This window comes from Hydrogenoanaerobacterium saccharovorans (assembly GCF_003814745.1).
GTDB classification, from domain to species: domain Bacteria; phylum Bacillota; class Clostridia; order Oscillospirales; family Ruminococcaceae; genus Hydrogenoanaerobacterium; species Hydrogenoanaerobacterium saccharovorans.
The window spans coordinates 1,461,737-1,480,785 of sequence record NZ_RKRD01000001.1 but is presented as its reverse complement, the minus strand read 5'-3'; the positions used below and the strand labels follow the sequence as shown (position 1 = coordinate 1,480,785).

The following is a 19,049-nucleotide window of genomic DNA, read 5'->3' as shown; positions in this document are numbered from 1 at the left end:
GGTGATAGGATGAAAGCTTTAGGGATGATAGAGGTGTATGGATATCTGTCTGCAGTAGAAGCACTGGACAGTGCCCTCAAAGCCGCAAATGTCAATCTCCTAAGCGTAACAAAGGTTCGAGGCGGTTTAGTCACTGTTATGGTAACAGGAGATGTGGGAGCGGTTAAAGCATCCATGGATGCTTCAGCTGCCGCAGCAAGTCGTGTGGGCAAAGTGGTTTCCGTCCATGTCATTCCCAGGCCGGCGAGTGATATTGAAAACATGCTTTCCAGTAGCTCGAAACCACCCCAACCCCCATCGGATATCCCTCCGCCCAAACGGCAAGAACCTGTCATGCCTGCAAAAAATGAACCGTTATCGGTGAATGAGCCTGAACAGATGAAGCAAAATGTTCAGCCAGAACAAACGGATTTGGATAATGCAGGTGATATGGAAACGGTGGATTTGCAGTCTCTGACTCGTGAAAACATGGCAGATATGAAAGTGGTAAAACTACGAGAAATTGCACGTGCACTAAACTTAAAAAGCATGAGCAAAAAAGAGATTCGGTTCGCAAAGAAAGAAGAGCTCATCGAGCGGATTTGCGAATTCCAGAACAGGAGAGATGATTAGTGCAACTTTATGATAAGGATCTGCTATCCGTTCAGGAAGTTCGAGAACTAATTGAAAAAGCCAAGCAGGCGCAGCAAGAATTAAGTTGCAAAAGCCAGGCGGAAGTTGATCTGATTGTTAAATCAATTGCAAAAGCGGGCGTACGCAATGCACAACGCTTAGCTAAGATGGCGCAGGAGGAAACAGGTTTCGGGATTGTGGCGGATAAGACGATAAAGAATATTTTTGCAAGTCGTGGCGTTTACGAACGAATAAAAACAATGAGGACAATTGGCGAAATCAGTAGGGATGAAGACGCTAAAATTTATTCTATTGCAGTTCCCATGGGGGTAATTGCAGGCTTAATCCCTTCCACCAATCCCACTTCTACTACTTTATATAAGGCTGAAATTGCTATCAAAGCCGGTAATGCCATTGTTTTTTCACCACATCCAAACGCTCAAAAATCAATTTTAGAAACAGTTAAGGTTATTCGTCAGGCGGTGTCTGAGGCTGGCGGAAACGAAAACCTCGTTTCTTGCATTACCATTCCCACTATGCAGTCTACCGAAGTGCTGATGAGACATCCCGATACGTCACTGATTTTAGCGACCGGTGGGGCAGGCATGGTTCGTACAGCGTATTCGTCCGGCACACCGGCAATCGGCGTAGGCCCCGGAAACGGCCCTGCCTATATCGAGCGAACGGCAGATGTGCAGAAGGCTGTTAAAATGATACTCGATAGTAAAACTTTTGACAATGGTACAATCTGTGCGTCTGAGCAGTCGGTAATAACCGATACGGACATGAAGGATACTGTAAAGAGTGAGATGGAACGACAGGGTGCTTATTTCTTGACACAAGAGCAGTCAGCTCAACTTAGTAAGTTTATACTTCGTGCAGACGGTACAATGAACCCTATGATAGTAGGGCGCAGTGTTCAGGTTATTGCCGACCTTGCAGGACTGCAAATACCTGAAACAGCAAGAGTTATCGTAGCAGAAGAAAACGGTGTAGGGCGCGGACACCCTTACTCCAATGAGAAATTAGCACCAATTTTAGCGTTTTATACAGAAGATAATTATGAAAAGGTCTGTGAGCGCTGTCGTGAGATTTTGCATTACGAAGGAGCCGGGCACACATTTTCCATTCATACAAACGACCAACAAATGGTCGACTACTTTTCAAAACGCATCCCTGCCTCCCGAATCTTGGTCAATACCCCCAGCGCTTTGGGCGGAATTGGCGGTACAACCAGGCTGATGCCTGCTTTAACTTTGGGCTGCGGTGCAATCGGCGGCAGTGCAACATCAGATAACGTTGGACCAATGAATCTTCTCAACCTTCGTCATGTCGCTTATGGTGTAAAAGAAATTGAAGATATAAGAAGAGACAGCGTACAGGTTGATGCCGACAGCGACGAAATTACATCTGTTCAAATCGATGCCATTGTTCAAAAAATTATTGAACGGCTTCGTGCAATGTAAATTCCCTATGTAAATATAATGGTTTAAGGTAAAACAATTTAGGAGGTATTTAATATGGCAACAATGCAAGCATTGGGTATGATTGAAACAAAAGGACTTGTTGCATCAATTGAAGCTGCCGATGCCATGGTAAAAGCAGCAAATGTTACATTAATTGGCAAGGTTCATGTCGGCGGCGGGTTGGTAACCGTTATGGTACGCGGTGATGTTGGTGCAGTAAAAGCTGCAACAGATGCAGGTGCAGCAGCAGCAGAACGCGTGGGAGAACTTGTTTCTGTGCATGTCATTCCAAGGCCACACGAAGAAGTTGAGTTTATCCTCCCACACTTAGCAAATAATAGCGTTAATTAGAAATCCAAAATTTATAAATGTAAGGAGAATCCTATATGGCGACATTGCAGGCATTAGGTATGATAGAAACAAAAGGGCTTGTCGGTTCAATTGAAGCTGCCGATGCCATGGTAAAAGCAGCAAACGTTACTTTAATTGGTAAAGAGCATGTCGGTGGCGGGTTGGTAACCGTTATGGTACGCGGTGATGTTGGTGCAGTAAAAGCTGCAACCGATGCAGGCGCAGCGGCAGCAGAGCGCGTGGGTGAACTGATTTCTGTTCATGTTATTCCAAGGCCGCACGAAGAAGTGGAATTCATTCTTCCAAAACTGGAGAAATAACTTTGTATTTTAAATTGACCCGAAGAGGGGGCGAAACTGTTTGAAGGTAATAACTGAAGCTATATTGCGGGATGAATTGAGAAATACCCAGCCGGATACTTACTATATCCCTGAGGGAAAACTTCTCTCTCCTGCGGCGCGCGAATACCTGCAGCAGCGTAAAATCAAAATCTCTAAGATTAAGCCTAATTCTGCAGCTTCTCCGGAACCGGTTTCAACGCCGGTTCCGGAAATGCCCACGGTTCAGGTGGCCGAGGGGGTTAAACCAAAATTTGTAGATTATGTAACGGGTGCTTATTACATAGAAAAACCGGAGCATATGACACATCTTTATGGAAATGTACTGGTACCGAAAAACCACCCGCGTATTCTCTTCCGCGGTAAATTAGACAGCTTGCAAGCATTGGTGGTATTAAATCAGGCAATGATTGCAGAAGGAAATTGCAATGAACAGCTGCTGCGAGACCTCAGCAATATTCTTGGTATTTTGAGAGAAATGATGCGGTGCGATGTACTGGACGAAGAGTTCCGTAACGAGTATATTATAGGGCTGAGTCATGTCGAACTGCGGGAGCGTTCTCACGATCCGATGAAGTTTTATAAAGTGAAACAAATGGTACTTCCTGATTATACGATGGGAAAAGAATACGCCCTTTTGAACCAACTGCGTACTGCTGTACGTGAGTGCGAAACATCTGCCGCGAGTGCATTCCATATAGGCGGCAAGTATACCCGTAAGGATATTATTGAAGAACTGAATCGGCTTTCAAGTGCTTTGCACATCATGATGTGCAAGTATTTGGCAGGCGATTATCGGTAAGGTGAGGTGGACATCATGCAAAACCTAATGGACCAAATTGTTGGGGCAATTACTCGTTCAGGTCTTGTAGAGGTAGAGGTTTCTGCCAGACATATCCATCTTTCTGAGCGGGACATGCAGATTTTGTTTGGTGGTGGCGCATCACTTACCCCGAAACGAGATCTTTCTCAGCCCGGGCAGTACCTTTCAGAAGAAAGAGTAAACCTCATCGGTACAAAAGGACGTAAAGAACACGTTGCAATATTAGGCCCGGTAAGATCTTCTACGCAAGTGGAATTATCCAAAAGTGATTGTGTGGAATTGGGTGTTACCGCACCGTTACGCGAATCAGGAGATGTCAAAGGTTCCGGATCTATTATCGTGGAAGGGCCATGCGGAACCATTAATTTGACAGAGGGTGTGATTATTGCACAAAATCATGTGCATGTACCGCCAGAAACTGCTCAGATGCTGGAACTAAAAGATAAACAGCGCGTCTGTGTAGAAATTATGTCTGAACGACCCATTATATTTAAAAATGTGCTGATTCGTGTTCATAAAAACTTTACTTTTCGTATGCACATCGATTTTGACGAAGCGAACGCCGCTGCGGTTAACGGATTTACATTGGGTAAAATTATAAAATAAACAAAGGGGCATAACAGATATGATGGATTTGCAGAGGGTTAATGATTATATAAAAAAGGTAGAGCAATCTGAAACCACCACTTTTTTACCGGTTGGCAAAAAGTTTAAAGTAGGTGTGGATTTGGGTACCGCCTATATTGTCATTGTAGTTCTTGATGAAGAGAACAACCCTGTTGCTTGTGAAAAAAAAGCGGCAAACGTCTTAAGAGATGGTGTAGTCGTCGACTATTCTGGAGCTCTTAACATTGTTAAAGAGCTTAAAGCAAAGTTGGAAAAACGCCTTAATACAGAGCTTACGCAATGCGCTATAGCTATGCCCGCAGGAACGGACGCAAGCGTACGTACTCACACTTATGTGGCAGAGGGAGCGGGCTTTGAAGTAACCAATGTGTTAGACGAACCAACAGCTGCAAATTCCATTTTCCAAATCGATGAAGGTGTGGTAGTAGATATCGGCGGCGGCACTACTGGTCTTGCGATATTGCAAGGTGGTAAGGTCATCCGTATAGAAGATGAACCCACAGGAGGCACACACCTTACATTGGTTCTTGCCGGTAACTTTCACATTCCCTTTGAAGAAGCTGAAAAAATCAAGCAAGATTATAGTCGGCACAGAGAAATTTTACCCATAGTAAAAGCTGTTTTGGAGAAAATGTCGGGAATTGTTAATCGCTATATCGACAAAACTCAAGTAAATACCATCTATTTATGCGGCGGTACTTGTTGTTTAACAGGGATTGAAAAAGTTTTTGAACGCGAAACAGGAATCCAAACCATAAAACCTCAAAACCCGTTTCTGGTTACTCCTACAGGCATTGCAATGAACTGTGAAATTGGGTAGAAAGGAGGAAAAGTATGGACTTTAATACCTTAGTAGATGCAATAGCTTCAAAAGTATTAGCGCAAGTTGAACTTACAGAGCGCGCAGAGAAATCCTTTATTTCGTCAGCAGCGAAAGCTAATTACCAAAAACTTTTAGTTTTAACACAAAATCATGGTATCTGTTGCCACGAAATACTCAAAAGTAAGCGTCTTGCAGAAAAATTTGCAGCAGAATGTGCATTAGAAAAAAACTACAATTGCGACATCAACGATTATGATGTGCTTGTTGTTTTTAACTTAAATAACGAGGCTCTTTCAAAAATTTCTGCCGGCATCTGTGATAATGCATATGTATCTTTAGCAGTTCAGGCGATATTAGCAGGAAAAAAAATCTATATAGTACGCGAGGATGTTGAACTGTTTGATTACAAGAACACTGCGCCTACCCCCTATTACAATATGATGCTTCAAAAAATCAAACTTTTGGAGGATTCAGGTGTAATATTTTGCTCAGCAAGTTCAATTGTAGATACTATTTTGGGACATGCAGCAAAATACGGTAATGCACCTGATTGTGCCATCTGTGAAAAAGAGCAAACACAGTTAAAGAAAAAAGTGATTACCGAAAAAGATGTTACAGCCTTACATGCAAAGGGAATTACTGTTCTTAAGGTAGGGGTAAAGAGTATTTTAACCGACCTTGCAAAAGACTATGCCCACGAGCGGGGTATTACTATTGTACGTGAGTAAAAGCCAAATAGACGGGGGTAACAAGATGCAAATTGCTAAAGTCATAGGCACAATATGGGCAACCCGCAAGGAGGAACGCCTGTCTGGGCTAAAGCTCCTCATTGTAAAGCCCATTCATATCTTGGACGAAAAGGAGTGGCGCAGCCCGTATGTTGCGGCAGACATCATTGGTGCAGGTGTTGGTGAAACAGTACTTGTTGTTAGTGGCAGTTCTGCCCGCAGCGCAGCGGGTGATATGCATATTCCTGTAGATGCCACAGTTGTAGGTATAGTAGATGACAAAGAAATTGATACAAGCGTTTTAGATTGAATTTGCCTTTAAGGGCGGTGATAAACCATGAACTTAATCGAAACAGTAAAAGCAGCCGGCGTTGTAGGCGAGGGCGGTGCGGGTTTCCCCACCCACATTAAGCTGGAGGCGAAAGCAGACTGCTTTATCATCAATGCAGCAGAATGTGAACCACTCATTGAAACCGACAAATATCTGTGCCGTACTTTTGCTGATAAGCTGGTTGCAGCGATTCATCTTGTAGGCGAACATCTGGGTGCACAACGCAAAGTCATTGCATTAAAAGGCAAATATCAAACCGAAATAAAGGCTTTGCAAGAAGCTATTAACAGGTCTAAATACAAAATAGAAATATTTGAGATGACTACATTTTATCCTGCCGGTGATGAGCAAACAATGGTACATATGGTATGGGGCAAGTCTGTCCCTGAACGCGGAATACCCATTCAGGTGGGCGCGGTAGTCAGCAATGTGGGTACTTTGCTTAATATTTATGATGCAAACGAAGGCATTCCTGTTACAAATAAGTACCTTTCTGTGGTAGGCGAAGTACAAATGCCGATTATGCTAAAAGTACCTATTGGGACATCAGTATCGGAGTGTATTACAAAGGCAAAACCTACTGTACAGGAGTATGCTGTCATTATTGGCGGGCCGATGATGGGCAAAGTATACAATAACAAGCAAGAGATTGATTCTTTGGTTATTACCAAAACTACCGGAAACATTATCGTATTACCGATGGAGCATTATTTGGTTAAGCACAGCACCTTGCCTATGAGTACCATTCGTGCTCAAACAAGAAGTGCTTGTATCCAATGCAGAATGTGTACAGATTTGTGCCCGAGATATTTGATTGGTCATCGCATTAGACCGCATTTGGTAATGCGCAATTTTTACCGCGAACTTCTGATTACAGATGATATTGAATTTGAGCGTGCTTACGGAGACGCGGTTAACTGCTGTGATTGCGGGGTTTGCGAAATGTTTGCTTGCCCGATGGGGCTTTCGCCAAGAAAGGTAAACGGCTACTTTAAAGCTCGAATCAGAGAGCGGGGAATACAGGTAGAGCGTAATTTGGCCCCTGTAGCGCGTGAGGAGATAAACAATAAAAGAACCCCCACCGAACGATTGGCTGCTAGGCTTAATCTTGCAAAATACTACGGGAATCACGTTAAAGACTGCTTTGAACTTACACCCAAAACAGTGAAGATTCCTTTTCAGCAACATATCGGTAAACCAGCTGTTCCGATAAAGAATGTTGGAGACCGTGTACGAAAAGGTGATTTACTGGCAGCGGCGGCTGAGGGTGCGCTATCCGCTAACATTCATTCCAGTATTGATGGTGTGATTTTGCAACAAGACACCGTTTGTGCTGTAATCAGCCAGAGCGAGGAGGGATAATTGCATGGCAAATGCAATTGGCATGATCGAACTATCGAGTATTGCCAGAGGTATCGAAATCAGCGATTTTATGGTAAAAGCGGCACAGGTTGAAATTGTACGGGCGTCTACAGTTTGTCCCGGAAAGTATATTATCCTTATTGCCGGATATACGGGTGATGTGACGGCATCTATGGATGAAGGTAAAAAACGTGGCGGCGAATGTGTAGTCGACACTTTACTCATCCCTAATATCCATCCGCAATTAATCCCTGCCATCAGTATGACCAATCAGGTGGAACAGCCCGGAGCTGTTGGCGTATTGGAGTTTTACTCCATTGCATCGGCTATCCGTGCTGCAGATATTGCAGCAAAAGCTGCTAATGTTACCTTAATCGAAGTGAAAATCGGCTATGCTATCGGCGGAAAGGGCGTAGTTGTCTTAACCGGAGACGTTGGGGCGGTACGTGCCGCGGTTGCAGCAGCAGAAAAAGGCATTGATCTTTTGGTGGGCACTACGGTTATTCCAAGGCCGTCACCCAAATTGTTTGAAACACTTTTGTAGCGCAAAACGCACACACTCATTCAAAATTTTTTATTGAAGGAGAATTAGTATGTTTCAAGAATTAATAGAGAGAATCACCGATCTATCCGTTTTTACAGATAGCATACAAGCTTATATTTCCAACCTGTCCATAAACTCGGTTATTATGACAATTATGATGATTTTTATGGTTGTCGGTGCTGTTGATAAAATCCGCGGTAATAAATTGGGTTATGGTGCAGCATTTGACGAAGGTTTTAATGCAATGGGGCCTTTGGCAATTGCCATGGTAGGTGTTGTAGCAATGGCACCCGTTCTTCGTGTATTGCTTCAGCCCATTATTGCTCCCATTTATGGGCTGTTTGGTGCAGACCCTTCTATGTTTGCAACTACTCTGCTCGCATGCGATATGGGCGGATATCCGCTTGCAATGCAGCTCGCTGCTAACGAAACGATTGGTAATTTTGCAGGTTTGATTCTAGGTACTATGATGGGGCCAACAATTGTATTTACAATCCCTGTAGCACTTGGTATTATCGCCACGAAAGATCGTCCCTATCTGGCAGCCGGCACGCTTGCAGGCTTAATAACAATCCCAATCGGTTGTATCGTTGGCGGTTTGGTTATGAATTTAACTCCGTATAAAATCGATTTCCTAACAATCATCATCAATCTTATTCCGGTTATCATTATTGCAGGTCTGATTGCAATTGGCCTTTGGTTTAAACCCGGTTCTATGATGCGTGGCTTTAACCATTTTGGTAATGCAGTTACCATTATCATTACCATCGGCACAGCTATTGCGGTATTCCAATATCAAACCGGTATCCATTTTCCTCTCTTTAACATGATGGTAGAGCCTCCCGAGGGTGGAGGAAACATTCCGCTTATTGACGGTATCATTGTTGTAGGAACAATTGCAATAGTTCTAATTGGTGCATTCCCAATGGTTGAATGGATTAAAAAAGCCTTTAAGAAACCTTTGATGAAGGTGGGTAAAGGTCTTGGAATGGACGAAGTTGGTTCTGCAGGCTTAATTGCAAACCTTGCCAACAACATAGCAATGTTTAATATTCTTGGTGATATGAACCCGAAAGGTAAAGTTCTCAACGTTGCATTTGCAGTTTCAGCTGCTTTCGTTTTTGGCGATCACCTTGGATTTACCGCAGGTGTCAATAAAGAGATGATTTTCCCTGTTATTGTCGGTAAATTGGTAGCTGGTATCACAGCATTGGTTCTTGCAAATATTCTTTCACCTAAACTGCTCTCTAAAATTGATAGTGGAGCATCGGAGGGTAAATAATGAACGTAAGTGAACAATTAATTCGTGAAATTGTCGAGAAAGTTCTGCTTGAAGCTCAAGGTCAGCCTCCCTTTGAAAAACACGTAGATAAAAGCGGAGTGCTGGTAGTAAAAACAGATACCGTTAAAACGGAGCCATTTGAGCAAAAGGGTGTCTCGTTAAAAGACATTGTCACCCTCGAAGAGGCTCCGCGCATGGGTGCCGGTATTATGGAGCTTGATCATACCTCTTTTGACTGGACTTTAAGCTATGATGAGTTTGATTATGTGATTGAAGGCAACTTGGAAATTGAAATTAACGGCAATGTCATATCTGGCAAAAAAGGAGATATCCTCTATATTCCTAAAGGAAGCCATATCCATTTTCAAACACCCGATTATGCACGTTTTGCTTATTTTGTTTATCCTGCTGATTGGCAATCTCAAAAATAATAAGCTCAAGTTTTAATGCATTGACAAATAAAAATAAAAAACTTATAATTTAATAACAAGTTAATATTGCAGTACATAGGTGTTGTTTCTTTGATAGAAACACTTAAAAGGGAAGATGGGTGAAAATCCCACACAAAGCCGTTGCTGTGTAAGCGTAGTGATTTTCAGTTGCCACTGGTTTTATCTGGGAAGGCGAAAATCGCGTTTGACGTTTGAGTCAGAATATCTGCCTATGTACATCACACAAAAACTTCTTCGTTGCTAAGAAGGTGTGGTTTTATAAGCCGTACTATATTTTTTATAGGCTTTTGAAGCTGTACCTTTTTAAGGGTACAGCTTTTTCCTTTGTATATTGATATAAACAGCATCGTATGATTTAAAAAAGTTTGCATAATAATTGTCGGTAAGCCTTTGTTTGAAAACCGCTGAACAGTGTATCGATGACAGATACCAATATAGGTTTTCAAATCTTCTTACAAAAGCACGTAGCTGCAGCTGCGTGCTTTTTTGTCTATTTAGTTTATAGTACGGTTTTACATTATCTACATGCATGCTTGACTCTATTTTTCTAAAGTGGTATACTTATCATCAGAACATTTGTTCTGATGATAAGTAATCAACAGTTATATAAATGCAAAAATCAAATAGTTAAGTTCCATTGACATGAAACTGGAATGTGATAACATTATATTGCTACGGTAATTGCCGTAAAGTAAGCTTAAAAAATTTAAGGAGGTAGCAAATTTGCCTGATAAATTTGAGTTGGTCTCGCCATATAAACCAACAGGTGACCAGCCTCAAGCAATTAAAAAATTGGTAGAAGGGATTAATGCAGGGGCACATGAACAATCGCTTTTGGGTGTTACAGGTTCAGGCAAAACATTTACCATGGCAAATGTAATTGCGCAGGTAAATAAACCTACCTTAATTCTTGCACACAACAAAACATTGGCAGCACAGTTATGCAGTGAGTTTAAAGAATTTTTCCCCAATAATGCTGTAGAATATTTTGTCAGTTATTACGATTATTATCAGCCTGAAGCTTATATTGCAGGCACCGATACTTATATCGAAAAAGACAGTGCAATCAACGATGAGATTGAGCGCCTGCGTCACTCTGCTACTGCCGCTTTAGGAGAGCGGCGAGATGTTATCGTAGTGTCAAGCGTATCGTGTATTTATAGTTTGGGTGACCCTATTGATTATAAAAATATGGTTATTTCTTTGCGTTTGGGGCAGACAAAAGATCGTGACGAATTAATCTCAAAACTTGTTGAAATTCAATATGAGCGCAACGATATTAATTTTATTCGTAACAAGTTTCGTGTTCGCGGTGATGTTGTCGAGATATTCCCAACTTACTCCGGCGATACTGCGGTTCGCGTAGAGTTCTTTGGGGATGAAATTGAACGAATAAGTGAAATAAATACGCTTACAGGCGAAGTGAAAACAAATGTGAAAAGTGCAGTCATTTATCCTGCCAGTCACTATATTATTCCGCGTGAACGTATGGAAAAATCGATTCACGAATTACAAACTGAATGCGATGAGCGAGTTCGTTACTTTACCGGAAAAGGTAAATTTATTGAAGCACAACGCATTGCAGAGCGCACAAACTATGATATAGAAATGTTAAACGAAATTGGTTTCTGTAAAGGGATAGAAAACTATTCGCGCGTACTTTCTGGTAGAGCTGCGGGTAGTATGCCCACTACATTAATTGATTACTTCCCCAATGATTTTCTTCTTTTTGTAGATGAGTCGCATGTTACGCTGCCTCAAGTACGTGGTATGCATGGCGGCGATTATGCACGTAAAAAGAACCTTGTTGACTATGGTTTCCGTTTGCCGTCTGCTTTTGATAATCGGCCTCTTAATTTTGATGAATTTTATGGAAAGATTAATCAGGCTGTTTATGTTAGTGCTACTCCAGGACCGTTCGAGAAAGAGCATTGTGTGCAAACGGTAGAACAAATCATTCGGCCAACCGGTTTGGTTGACCCCGAAATTATAGTCAAGCCTGTCGAAGGGCAGATTGATGATCTTCTATCTGAAATTAATATGCGTATTGCAAAAAAAGAACGTGTGTTGGTAACCACACTTACTAAAAAAATGGCAGAGGACTTAACCACCTACTTTGAAGGAATGGGTATTAAAATTAGATATATGCACCATGATATTGATACCATTGAACGTATGGAAATTATCAGAGACCTTAGGCTTGGCGAGTTTGATGTACTGGTGGGTATTAATCTGCTAAGAGAAGGCCTTGATATACCTGAGGTTTCATTGGTTGCAATCTTAGATGCAGATAAAGAAGGATTTTTACGTTCTGAAACCTCTTTAATACAAACAATCGGGCGTGCTGCACGTAACGCCGAAGGCATGGTTATCATGTATGCCGATTCCGTTACAAACTCAATGGAACGGGCGATTACAGAGACGGAACGTCGACGTAAGCTTCAAATACAGCATAATAAGGATCATGGGATTACCCCCCAGACAATTGTTAAAGATGTACGTGACATTCTTGAAATTTCTTCAAGGGATTCTACAAACAATAAAACGAAATCAACGAAGAGGTTAAGTTTTAAAGAACGAGAGGCATTGATTGCAAAATTAACTGCAGAAATGAAAAATGCTGCTAAAATATTGGAATTCGAGCATGCAGCTTACCTGCGTGATAAGATTAAAAAGCTAAAAGAGCAGCAAAAAATATAGCATTGCAATTGGGTGCTGATGATTGTCCCCCAATAAAACCAGCACTTGCAATGACCATTATGTAGCATAACATTGTTTGGAGGAAGATATTTTGCCGATTAATGATAAACTTATTATAAAAGGGGCTCGCGAGCATAACCTGAAAAATATTAGTCTGGAAATTCCACGTGACAAGTTTGTGGTCTTTACAGGGCTTTCAGGGTCGGGGAAAAGCTCATTAGCTTTTGACACAATCTATGCCGACGGTCAGCGCCGCTATGTAGAAAGTCTGTCAAGCTATGCTCGCCAGTTTTTAGGGCAGATGGAAAAACCCGATGTTGATTCAATTGAAGGACTTTCACCTGCTATCTCAATCGATCAAAAAACTACATCGAAAAACCCGCGTTCCACGGTGGGGACAGTCACCGAAATTTACGACTATCTTCGTTTGTTGTATGCACGCATTGGCATTCCGCACTGCCCAATTTGCGGCAGACCAATTCAACAGCAAACAGTTGACCAAATGGTAGATCAAATATTGTCATTGCAAACCGGTACCAAAATTCAGGTTCTTGCACCAGTTGTACGCGGGCGCAAGGGTGAACATGTAAAGGAATTTGAAGCTGCTAAACGGTCAGGATATGCAAGAGTGCGTGTTGATGGGAATATCTATGACCTTACCGAGGAAATCAAACTTGAAAAGAACAAAAAACATTCTATTGAAATTGTTGTGGACAGGCTAGTCGTAAAAGCCGATATTAAATCACGCCTCTCCGATTCGTTGGAAACAGCGGTGGGGCTTTCTGGCGGACTTGCTGTAATTGACGTAATTGGCGGAGAAGAAATTATGTTTTCGCAAAACTACGCTTGCCCCGATCATAATATCAGCATTGAAGAACTTGCCCCGAGAATGTTTTCGTTTAATAATCCTCAGGGCGCGTGCGAAAAATGTACCGGCCTCGGTACTTTTATGAAGGTGGATCCAGATCTTGTTGTACCAAATAAAAAGCTTTCTGTCCGAGAGGGTGCAATAAAAGCAAGCGGATGGTATTATGCTGAGGGTGGTATGGCGCAAAGTTATTACGAAGGTCTTGCAAATCATTATGGGTTTTCGCTGGATACACCCTTTAAAGACTTACCTCAGAAATGTAAAAATTTATTGCTTTACGGTACTAACGGTGAAAAATTTAAAATTTTCCGAGATGCTGGATCAATGCAAGGGGAATACACCACAGATTTTGAAGGTGTAATTAACAATTTAGAACGTCGGTTTCGGGTTACAACCAGTGAATGGATGAAAGCAGAACTGGCTATATACATGAGTTCAGAGTGCTGCCCCGATTGTCATGGAGATCGGCTAAAAGATGTTTACCTTGCAGTATTGGTTGGCGGTATAAACATCAGCGATTTTTGTAAAATGTCGGTTGTTAAGGCTCTCGATTTTCTAGACAAATTGCACCTTACTGAACGAGAACAGATGATTGCGGCGCAAATAGTGAAAGAGATTCGAGAACGTCTTGGCTTTTTACAAAGCGTAGGTTTAGAATACTTAACATTATCCCGTGCTGCCGGTACGCTGTCCGGCGGCGAAAGCCAGCGCATCCGTCTCGCTACACAAATTGGCTCGAGCTTGATGGGGGTATTGTACATTCTGGATGAACCAAGTATTGGACTGCATCAAAAAGATAACGATAAACTGATTTCAACTTTAAAACGGTTGCGTGACTTGGGTAATACGCTGATAGTTGTGGAACACGATGAGGATACTATGCGCAATGCCGATTACATTGTTGATATAGGGCCGGGGGCGGGAGTGCATGGTGGTAAAGTTGTTTGTGCAGGTTCACTGGACGATATTGAAAAATGTGATGATTCTCTTACAGGGCAATATCTCAGCGGGCGTAAAAAAATTCCTGTTCCCTCAATTCGCCGCAGCGGCAACGGTAATTGGATAGAAGTAATTGGTGCTAAAGAAAATAACCTCAAAAATGTTGATGTAAAAATCCCCTTGGGTACTTTTACAGTGGTAACAGGTGTTTCTGGCTCGGGGAAAAGTTCTTTAGTGAACGAAATACTTTACAAAAAACTGGCTTCTACACTTAACGGGTCACGTATTCGTGCAGGTAAACATGATGATATTTTGGGGATTGAAAACCTTGACAAAGTTATAGATATCAATCAATCACCAATCGGAAGAACCCCACGCTCTAACCCTGCAACTTATACAGGCGTCTTTACCGATATCCGTGATTTATTTTCATCCACCAATGCGGCAAAAATGCGCGGTTACAATTCAGGCAGATTCTCTTTTAATGTAAAAGGGGGACGCTGTGAAGCATGTGAAGGAGACGGAATTATTCAAATTGAAATGCATTTTTTACCAGACGTTTTTGTTCCCTGTGAGGTATGTAAAGGGAAACGCTATAACCGCGAAACGCTTGAGGTAAAATACAAAGACAAATCCATTTACGATGTTTTGGAGATGACTGTGGAGGAAGGCTTACTGTTTTTTGATAATCTGCCTAAAATTAAACGTAAATTGCAAACGCTTTATGATGTTGGGCTTGGTTACATCAAAATCGGTCAGCCTGCTACAACTCTATCGGGTGGTGAGGCACAGCGGGTAAAACTTGCTACAGAGCTTTCAAAACGCCCTACTGGAAAAACAATTTATATTTTGGACGAACCTACAACCGGTTTGCATACAGCAGATGTTCATAAGTTAATTGAGGTTCTCCAAAAGCTGGTTGAGACAGGCAACTCTGTTGTATTAATAGAACATAATTTGGACATGATAAAAACAGCTGATTATCTTATTGATCTGGGGCCGGATGGCGGTGATAAGGGCGGTGAAGTTATATTTACCGGCACTCCTGAAGAAATAATAAAATGTGAAAGATCTTATACCGGTAAATATTTAAAAAAACTATTGCAAAACAAATAATTTCTAGTATTATTATAAATAAGGCGTTTGAAAATGAGATGTCCTAGTTTTATATTTACAAAGCTATACCTGAGTGGTATAATATAGACATCCTATAAAAACAATAACAGGGGGTACAACTCAATGGAAAAATATGTTTGCTCAGTATGTGGTTATGTTTATGATGAGGCAGAGGGCGATCCCGATAACGGTGTAGCACCAGGCACAAAATGGGAAGATGTTCCTGAAACTTGGGTTTGTCCGCTTTGCGGCGTAGGCAAAGATATGTTTGAGAAAGCATAAATTCTTTTATTGAGGGGCAAGTCGCCCCTCAATCTTTTTAAGTTTAGACATCAGACGCTGAGAAATTGAGTCAGGCTAGGCTGCGGCTTCGCATAGCCCAATTTGTCAGTGTCTAAATGGAGTTTAACACTATGGAGGTAAACGCTATGTCATCTCGAAAAGTAACCGAAAATATCTATTCAGTAGGCATTTTAAACCCTATCATGAGAATCTTTGATGTTGTTATGACAACCGATTACGGTACCACTTACAACTCATTTATCATTAAGGGCAGTGAAAAAACAGCTTTAATAGATACCTGTCATCTTACCTATTGGGAGCAGTATCTAAAAAACATTGAAGAAGTATGCGATCCTTCAAAAATCGATTATATCATTTTAAATCATTGTGAACCTGATCATTCCGGCGCTTTGGCTAATCTTGCAAAACATTGCCCCAATGCAGAGATTGTTGCTTCACAAGCAGGTTCAATCTATTTAAAAAATATTACCAATATACCTGATTTTAAGGCTCGCGTGGTTAAAGATGGTGATACTCTTGACCTTGGAGGAAAAGAACTGAAGTTTATTTCTGCGCCGTTTTTGCATTGGCCAGATTCTATGTTTACTTGGTGTGAACAAGAAAAAACTTTGTTCTCGTGCGATTTTCTGGGGTGCCATTATTGCGAGCCTCATGATTTCGATTATAATATAGCTTATCCTGCAAAATATGAAGATGCATTTCAGTATTACTATAAAGGGATTTTTGGTCCGTTCCCTACTTATGTACAAAACGGATTAAACAAAATCAAAGATTTGGATATTGAATATGTTTGCAACAGCCACGGCCCTATTCTCACCAAAGGCTGCCGTTTAGATTATACAAGAAAAATGTACAATGAATGGAGCCAACCTCGCAAAAATCCCGTTACAACTGTGCCTATTTTTTATTGCTCCGCTTACGGAAATACTGGATTAGCAGCAGAAGCGATTAAGACGGGAATTAACGAAGTTATTCCTGACGCAAATGTCACTATTTATGATATAAACAACCACAATATGGCAGAGCTTCAATCTGCACTGAACAGCTCAGATGCATTTGCAATCGGCAGCCCAACCATTAATGCAGATGCCGTTGCACCTGTGTGGAACTTATTAAGCCATGTGGATGCCATCAATAATAAAAAGAAACCTGCCTTGGCTTTCGGATCTTACGGATGGAGCGGAGAGGCTGTGCCTAACATTATTGCAAGGATGCAGGGGTTAAAATTGAAAGTTTACGAAGAAGGTTTTAAGTTCCAGTTTGTACCTTCTGAATCAGACATTGAAAAAGCAACTGAAATCGGCAGAGAATTTGCAAAAACAATATAAAAGCAACAAAAAGGCTTATTGCAGAATAATATCTGTGATAAGCCTTTTATTATACTTCTTCTTGAACAAATGGGTTAAAAATGCTATAATTTGATGATACATCTTATCATTCGGGAGGATATGCTTTGTCTAATAAGAAACACGTCGAAATGACAGCAGAAGATCTGCAATATCAATACGAATATATGGCGAAAGTGAAAAACATTTTGCAGCATCGTTATCCGCATCCTCCTATGGCGCATGTGCATTCTTTTGGCTGTCAGGCAAATGTCAGCGATGGCGAAAAAATAAAAGGTATGTTAGCGGAAATGGGATACGGTTTTACCGATATTACCGATGATGCTGATTTTATCCTTTATAATACATGCGCTATTCGTAAAGGTGCAGAAGATAGGGTGTTCGGCAATGTTGGTGAATTGCAACATAATAAACGTAACCGTAAAGAAATGATTATTGGGCTGTGCGGCTGTATGATGCAGCAGAAACATGTGGCAGAGAAAATTAAAAAAAGCTATCCGCATGTTGACCTTGTATTTGGCACCCATGCCCTGCATAAATTCCCCCAGTTACTTTATGAGGCACTTACCCAGAAACAGCGTGTATTTTGTGTAGAAGATAGCGACAATGTTATTGCAGAAGGTTTGCCTATTCGTCGGGATGGAAGATTTAAGGCATGGATTCAAATTATGTATGGATGCGATAATTTTTGCACTTACTGCATTGTGCCGTATGTTCGCGGCAGAGAACACAGCCGCCGCCCTGAACAAATTGTTGCAGAAGCACGTGAATTGGTTCATCAAGGATACAAAGAAATTACCCTTCTAGGTCAGAATGTGAATTCTTACGGCAAAGGATTGGAAGGAGAAGTATCTTTTTCTAAACTTTTGCGCATGATAAACGATATAGAAGGTGACTTTCGTATTCGTTTTATGACAAGTCATCCAAAAGATTGTACCCATGAATTAATTGATACAATTGCACAGTGTGAAAAGGTATGCAGGCATATCCATTTGCCGGTACAAAGCGGCAGCAACCGTATTTTAAAGCTTATGAATCGCCATTACACACGTGAACAGTATTTAGAACTGGTACGTTACGCAAAGGCAAAAATGCCCGATATAACTTTTACCAGTGATATCATTGTAGGGTTTCCATCTGAAACTCATGAAGATTTATTGCAAACCATTGATCTAATCAAACAGGTTGAATACGATGCTTTGTTTACATTTATCTATTCGAAGCGAAAGGGTACAAAAGCTGCCGAAATGGATGACCCTGTAACTGATAAAGAAAAATCGCATTGGTTTAAAGAGCTGCAATCAGCGCAAACTGAAGTTGGCAGCCGCCATAATGCAGCACTTGTGGGCAAAACCCTTCGCGTACTGGCAGATGGGGTTGCAAAATTGGGCAAAGGATACCTTACAGGGCGTACTGATAGTAACGCAGTGGTTGATTTTAAGGCAGAGGAAGAATGGATTGGCAAATTTGTAAATGTTCACATTACAAAAGCACTTAGCTGGGCTGTGCTCGGCGAAATTGCAGATTAACACAGTGGCAAACAACCGCATCTGTCACCGCGCGGGACAAGAGCGGAATAAAATAAATTTTAATACTGCGCGCGGAGGAAAGGAATCAATATGGATGTTATTAAGTTAACAAGAGAACTAGGTAAAGCAATTCAGGAGGATGACAACTACAAACTGTTTACCGCCGCAAAAGAAAAAGCAGATAGCGACGCTGGACTTCAAGACCTTATCGGCAAATTTAATCTCAAAAGAATGGATATGAGTAATGCTGTTAGCTCTCAAGAGCCTGATCAAGAAAAACTTGAAGCACTTGATAAAGAGCTGAAAGAGCTTTATGATACAGTAATGAAAAACCCCACAATGATAGAATTTAATGCCACAAAAAAAGCTGTAGATAATATGATGAATTTCATCAATCAAATTCTTACAGCAAGTATAAACGGAGAAGACCCTTTTACAGTAGAAGAAGCAACCCATGAGTGTAGTGGAAGCTGTGGTTCTTGCGGTGGATGCCATTAATTCAAACGACA

At 41.4% G+C, this 19,049-nt stretch carries 19 protein-coding genes and 1 riboswitch; all 19 genes read left to right on the top strand.

Annotated features, from left to right (window positions below):
• Positions 1 to 9: 9 nt before the first annotated feature.
• The 19 genes from EDD70_RS15210 to EDD70_RS06845 all read left to right on the top strand — a co-directional run bounded on the left by EDD70_RS15210 (position 10) and on the right by EDD70_RS06845 (position 19,038).
• Complete coding sequence (locus tag EDD70_RS15210; protein ID WP_092751634.1) at positions 10 to 612, top strand: BMC domain-containing protein; 603 nt, start codon at positions 10 to 12, stop codon at positions 610 to 612.
• Positions 612 to 2,078, top strand: a complete 1,467-nt coding sequence (locus EDD70_RS06930; protein WP_092751636.1) for an acetaldehyde dehydrogenase (acetylating) — start codon at positions 612 to 614, stop codon at positions 2,076 to 2,078. Before EDD70_RS15210 ends, EDD70_RS06930 begins: the two co-directional genes overlap by 1 nt.
• 54 nt (positions 2,079 to 2,132) lie before the next feature.
• Positions 2,133 to 2,429, top strand: a complete 297-nt coding sequence (gene eutM, locus EDD70_RS06925) for an ethanolamine utilization microcompartment protein EutM (RefSeq protein WP_092751638.1) — start codon at positions 2,133 to 2,135, stop codon at positions 2,427 to 2,429.
• A 35-nt stretch (positions 2,430 to 2,464) separates the two neighbouring features.
• A complete protein-coding gene (locus EDD70_RS06920; protein WP_092751640.1) occupies positions 2,465 to 2,749 on the top strand; it encodes a BMC domain-containing protein in 285 nt (94 codons plus the stop codon).
• 40 nt (positions 2,750 to 2,789) lie between these two features.
• On the top strand, positions 2,790 to 3,569 hold the full coding sequence (locus EDD70_RS06915) for an ATP-binding protein (RefSeq protein WP_092751642.1): 780 nt from the start codon (positions 2,790 to 2,792) through the stop codon (positions 3,567 to 3,569).
• A 15-nt stretch (positions 3,570 to 3,584) separates the two neighbouring features.
• Positions 3,585 to 4,196 carry a phosphate propanoyltransferase gene (pduL, locus tag EDD70_RS06910; RefSeq protein WP_092751644.1) on the top strand — a complete coding sequence of 204 codons (612 nt, stop codon included), beginning with the start codon at positions 3,585 to 3,587 and terminating at the stop codon, positions 4,194 to 4,196.
• 19 nt (positions 4,197 to 4,215) lie between these two features.
• Positions 4,216 to 5,037 carry an ethanolamine utilization protein EutJ gene (gene eutJ, locus EDD70_RS06905; protein ID WP_092751646.1) on the top strand — a complete coding sequence of 274 codons (822 nt, stop codon included), beginning with the start codon at positions 4,216 to 4,218 and terminating at the stop codon, positions 5,035 to 5,037.
• Positions 5,038 to 5,051: 14 nt separating this feature from the next.
• Complete coding sequence (locus EDD70_RS06900; RefSeq protein ID WP_092751648.1) at positions 5,052 to 5,768, top strand: hypothetical protein; 717 nt, start codon at positions 5,052 to 5,054, stop codon at positions 5,766 to 5,768.
• A gap of 25 nt (positions 5,769 to 5,793) precedes the next feature.
• Entirely contained in the window at positions 5,794 to 6,078 is a 285-nt protein-coding gene (locus EDD70_RS06895) for a EutN/CcmL family microcompartment protein (RefSeq protein WP_092751650.1), read from the top strand.
• A gap of 27 nt (positions 6,079 to 6,105) precedes the next feature.
• Positions 6,106 to 7,461: a 4Fe-4S dicluster domain-containing protein gene (locus EDD70_RS06890; RefSeq protein ID WP_092751652.1), complete on the top strand. Its 1,356-nt coding sequence runs from the start codon at positions 6,106 to 6,108 to the stop codon at positions 7,459 to 7,461.
• A gap of 4 nt (positions 7,462 to 7,465) precedes the next feature.
• Positions 7,466 to 8,005, top strand: a complete 540-nt coding sequence (locus tag EDD70_RS06885; protein ID WP_092751655.1) for a BMC domain-containing protein — start codon at positions 7,466 to 7,468, stop codon at positions 8,003 to 8,005.
• Between the two features lie 124 nt (positions 8,006 to 8,129).
• Positions 8,130 to 9,287 (top strand): ethanolamine utilization protein EutH, encoded by a 1,158-nt coding sequence (locus EDD70_RS06880; RefSeq protein WP_341465122.1) that lies wholly within the window; start codon positions 8,130 to 8,132, stop codon positions 9,285 to 9,287.
• Entirely contained in the window at positions 9,287 to 9,718 is a 432-nt protein-coding gene (locus EDD70_RS06875; RefSeq protein ID WP_092751660.1) for a cupin domain-containing protein, read from the top strand. Before EDD70_RS06880 ends, EDD70_RS06875 begins: the two co-directional genes overlap by 1 nt.
• 60 nt (positions 9,719 to 9,778) lie before the next feature.
• Positions 9,779 to 9,966: riboswitch (cobalamin riboswitch) on the top strand.
• Positions 9,967 to 10,462: 496 nt separating this feature from the next.
• Positions 10,463 to 12,439 (top strand): excinuclease ABC subunit UvrB, encoded by a 1,977-nt coding sequence (gene uvrB / locus EDD70_RS06870; RefSeq protein WP_092751663.1) that lies wholly within the window; start codon positions 10,463 to 10,465, stop codon positions 12,437 to 12,439.
• A 91-nt stretch (positions 12,440 to 12,530) separates the two neighbouring features.
• Positions 12,531 to 15,362 carry an excinuclease ABC subunit UvrA gene (gene uvrA / locus EDD70_RS06865; RefSeq protein WP_092751665.1) on the top strand — a complete coding sequence of 944 codons (2,832 nt, stop codon included), beginning with the start codon at positions 12,531 to 12,533 and terminating at the stop codon, positions 15,360 to 15,362.
• A 123-nt stretch (positions 15,363 to 15,485) separates the two neighbouring features.
• Positions 15,486 to 15,644, top strand: a complete 159-nt coding sequence (gene rd / locus EDD70_RS06860; RefSeq protein WP_092751667.1) for a rubredoxin — start codon at positions 15,486 to 15,488, stop codon at positions 15,642 to 15,644.
• A 146-nt stretch (positions 15,645 to 15,790) separates the two neighbouring features.
• On the top strand, positions 15,791 to 16,993 hold the full coding sequence (locus tag EDD70_RS06855; protein ID WP_092751669.1) for an FprA family A-type flavoprotein: 1,203 nt from the start codon (positions 15,791 to 15,793) through the stop codon (positions 16,991 to 16,993).
• A 185-nt stretch (positions 16,994 to 17,178) separates the two neighbouring features.
• Complete coding sequence (gene miaB, locus EDD70_RS06850) at positions 17,179 to 18,540, top strand: tRNA (N6-isopentenyl adenosine(37)-C2)-methylthiotransferase MiaB (RefSeq protein ID WP_423243275.1); 1,362 nt, start codon at positions 17,179 to 17,181, stop codon at positions 18,538 to 18,540.
• A 90-nt stretch (positions 18,541 to 18,630) separates the two neighbouring features.
• Complete coding sequence (locus EDD70_RS06845; RefSeq protein ID WP_092751673.1) at positions 18,631 to 19,038, top strand: YlbF/YmcA family competence regulator; 408 nt, start codon at positions 18,631 to 18,633, stop codon at positions 19,036 to 19,038.
• The last annotated feature ends 11 nt before the right edge of the window (positions 19,039 to 19,049 follow it).

Coding starts and splice junctions, on each gene's coding strand:
- EDD70_RS15210 (WP_092751634.1), top strand. CDS start 10: ATGAAAGCTTTAGGGATGATAGAGGTGTATGGATATCTGTCTGCAGTA.
- eutM (WP_092751638.1), top strand. CDS start 2,133: ATGGCAACAATGCAAGCATTGGGTATGATTGAAACAAAAGGACTTGTT.
- EDD70_RS06920 (WP_092751640.1), top strand. CDS start 2,465: ATGGCGACATTGCAGGCATTAGGTATGATAGAAACAAAAGGGCTTGTC.
- pduL (WP_092751644.1), top strand. CDS start 3,585: ATGCAAAACCTAATGGACCAAATTGTTGGGGCAATTACTCGTTCAGGT.
- eutJ (WP_092751646.1), top strand. CDS start 4,216: ATGATGGATTTGCAGAGGGTTAATGATTATATAAAAAAGGTAGAGCAA.
- EDD70_RS06900 (WP_092751648.1), top strand. CDS start 5,052: ATGGACTTTAATACCTTAGTAGATGCAATAGCTTCAAAAGTATTAGCG.
- EDD70_RS06895 (WP_092751650.1), top strand. CDS start 5,794: ATGCAAATTGCTAAAGTCATAGGCACAATATGGGCAACCCGCAAGGAG.
- EDD70_RS06890 (WP_092751652.1), top strand. CDS start 6,106: ATGAACTTAATCGAAACAGTAAAAGCAGCCGGCGTTGTAGGCGAGGGC.
- EDD70_RS06885 (WP_092751655.1), top strand. CDS start 7,466: ATGGCAAATGCAATTGGCATGATCGAACTATCGAGTATTGCCAGAGGT.
- EDD70_RS06875 (WP_092751660.1), top strand. CDS start 9,287: ATGAACGTAAGTGAACAATTAATTCGTGAAATTGTCGAGAAAGTTCTG.
- rd (WP_092751667.1), top strand. CDS start 15,486: ATGGAAAAATATGTTTGCTCAGTATGTGGTTATGTTTATGATGAGGCA.
- EDD70_RS06855 (WP_092751669.1), top strand. CDS start 15,791: ATGTCATCTCGAAAAGTAACCGAAAATATCTATTCAGTAGGCATTTTA.
- miaB (WP_423243275.1), top strand. CDS start 17,179: ATGGCGAAAGTGAAAAACATTTTGCAGCATCGTTATCCGCATCCTCCT.
- EDD70_RS06845 (WP_092751673.1), top strand. CDS start 18,631: ATGGATGTTATTAAGTTAACAAGAGAACTAGGTAAAGCAATTCAGGAG.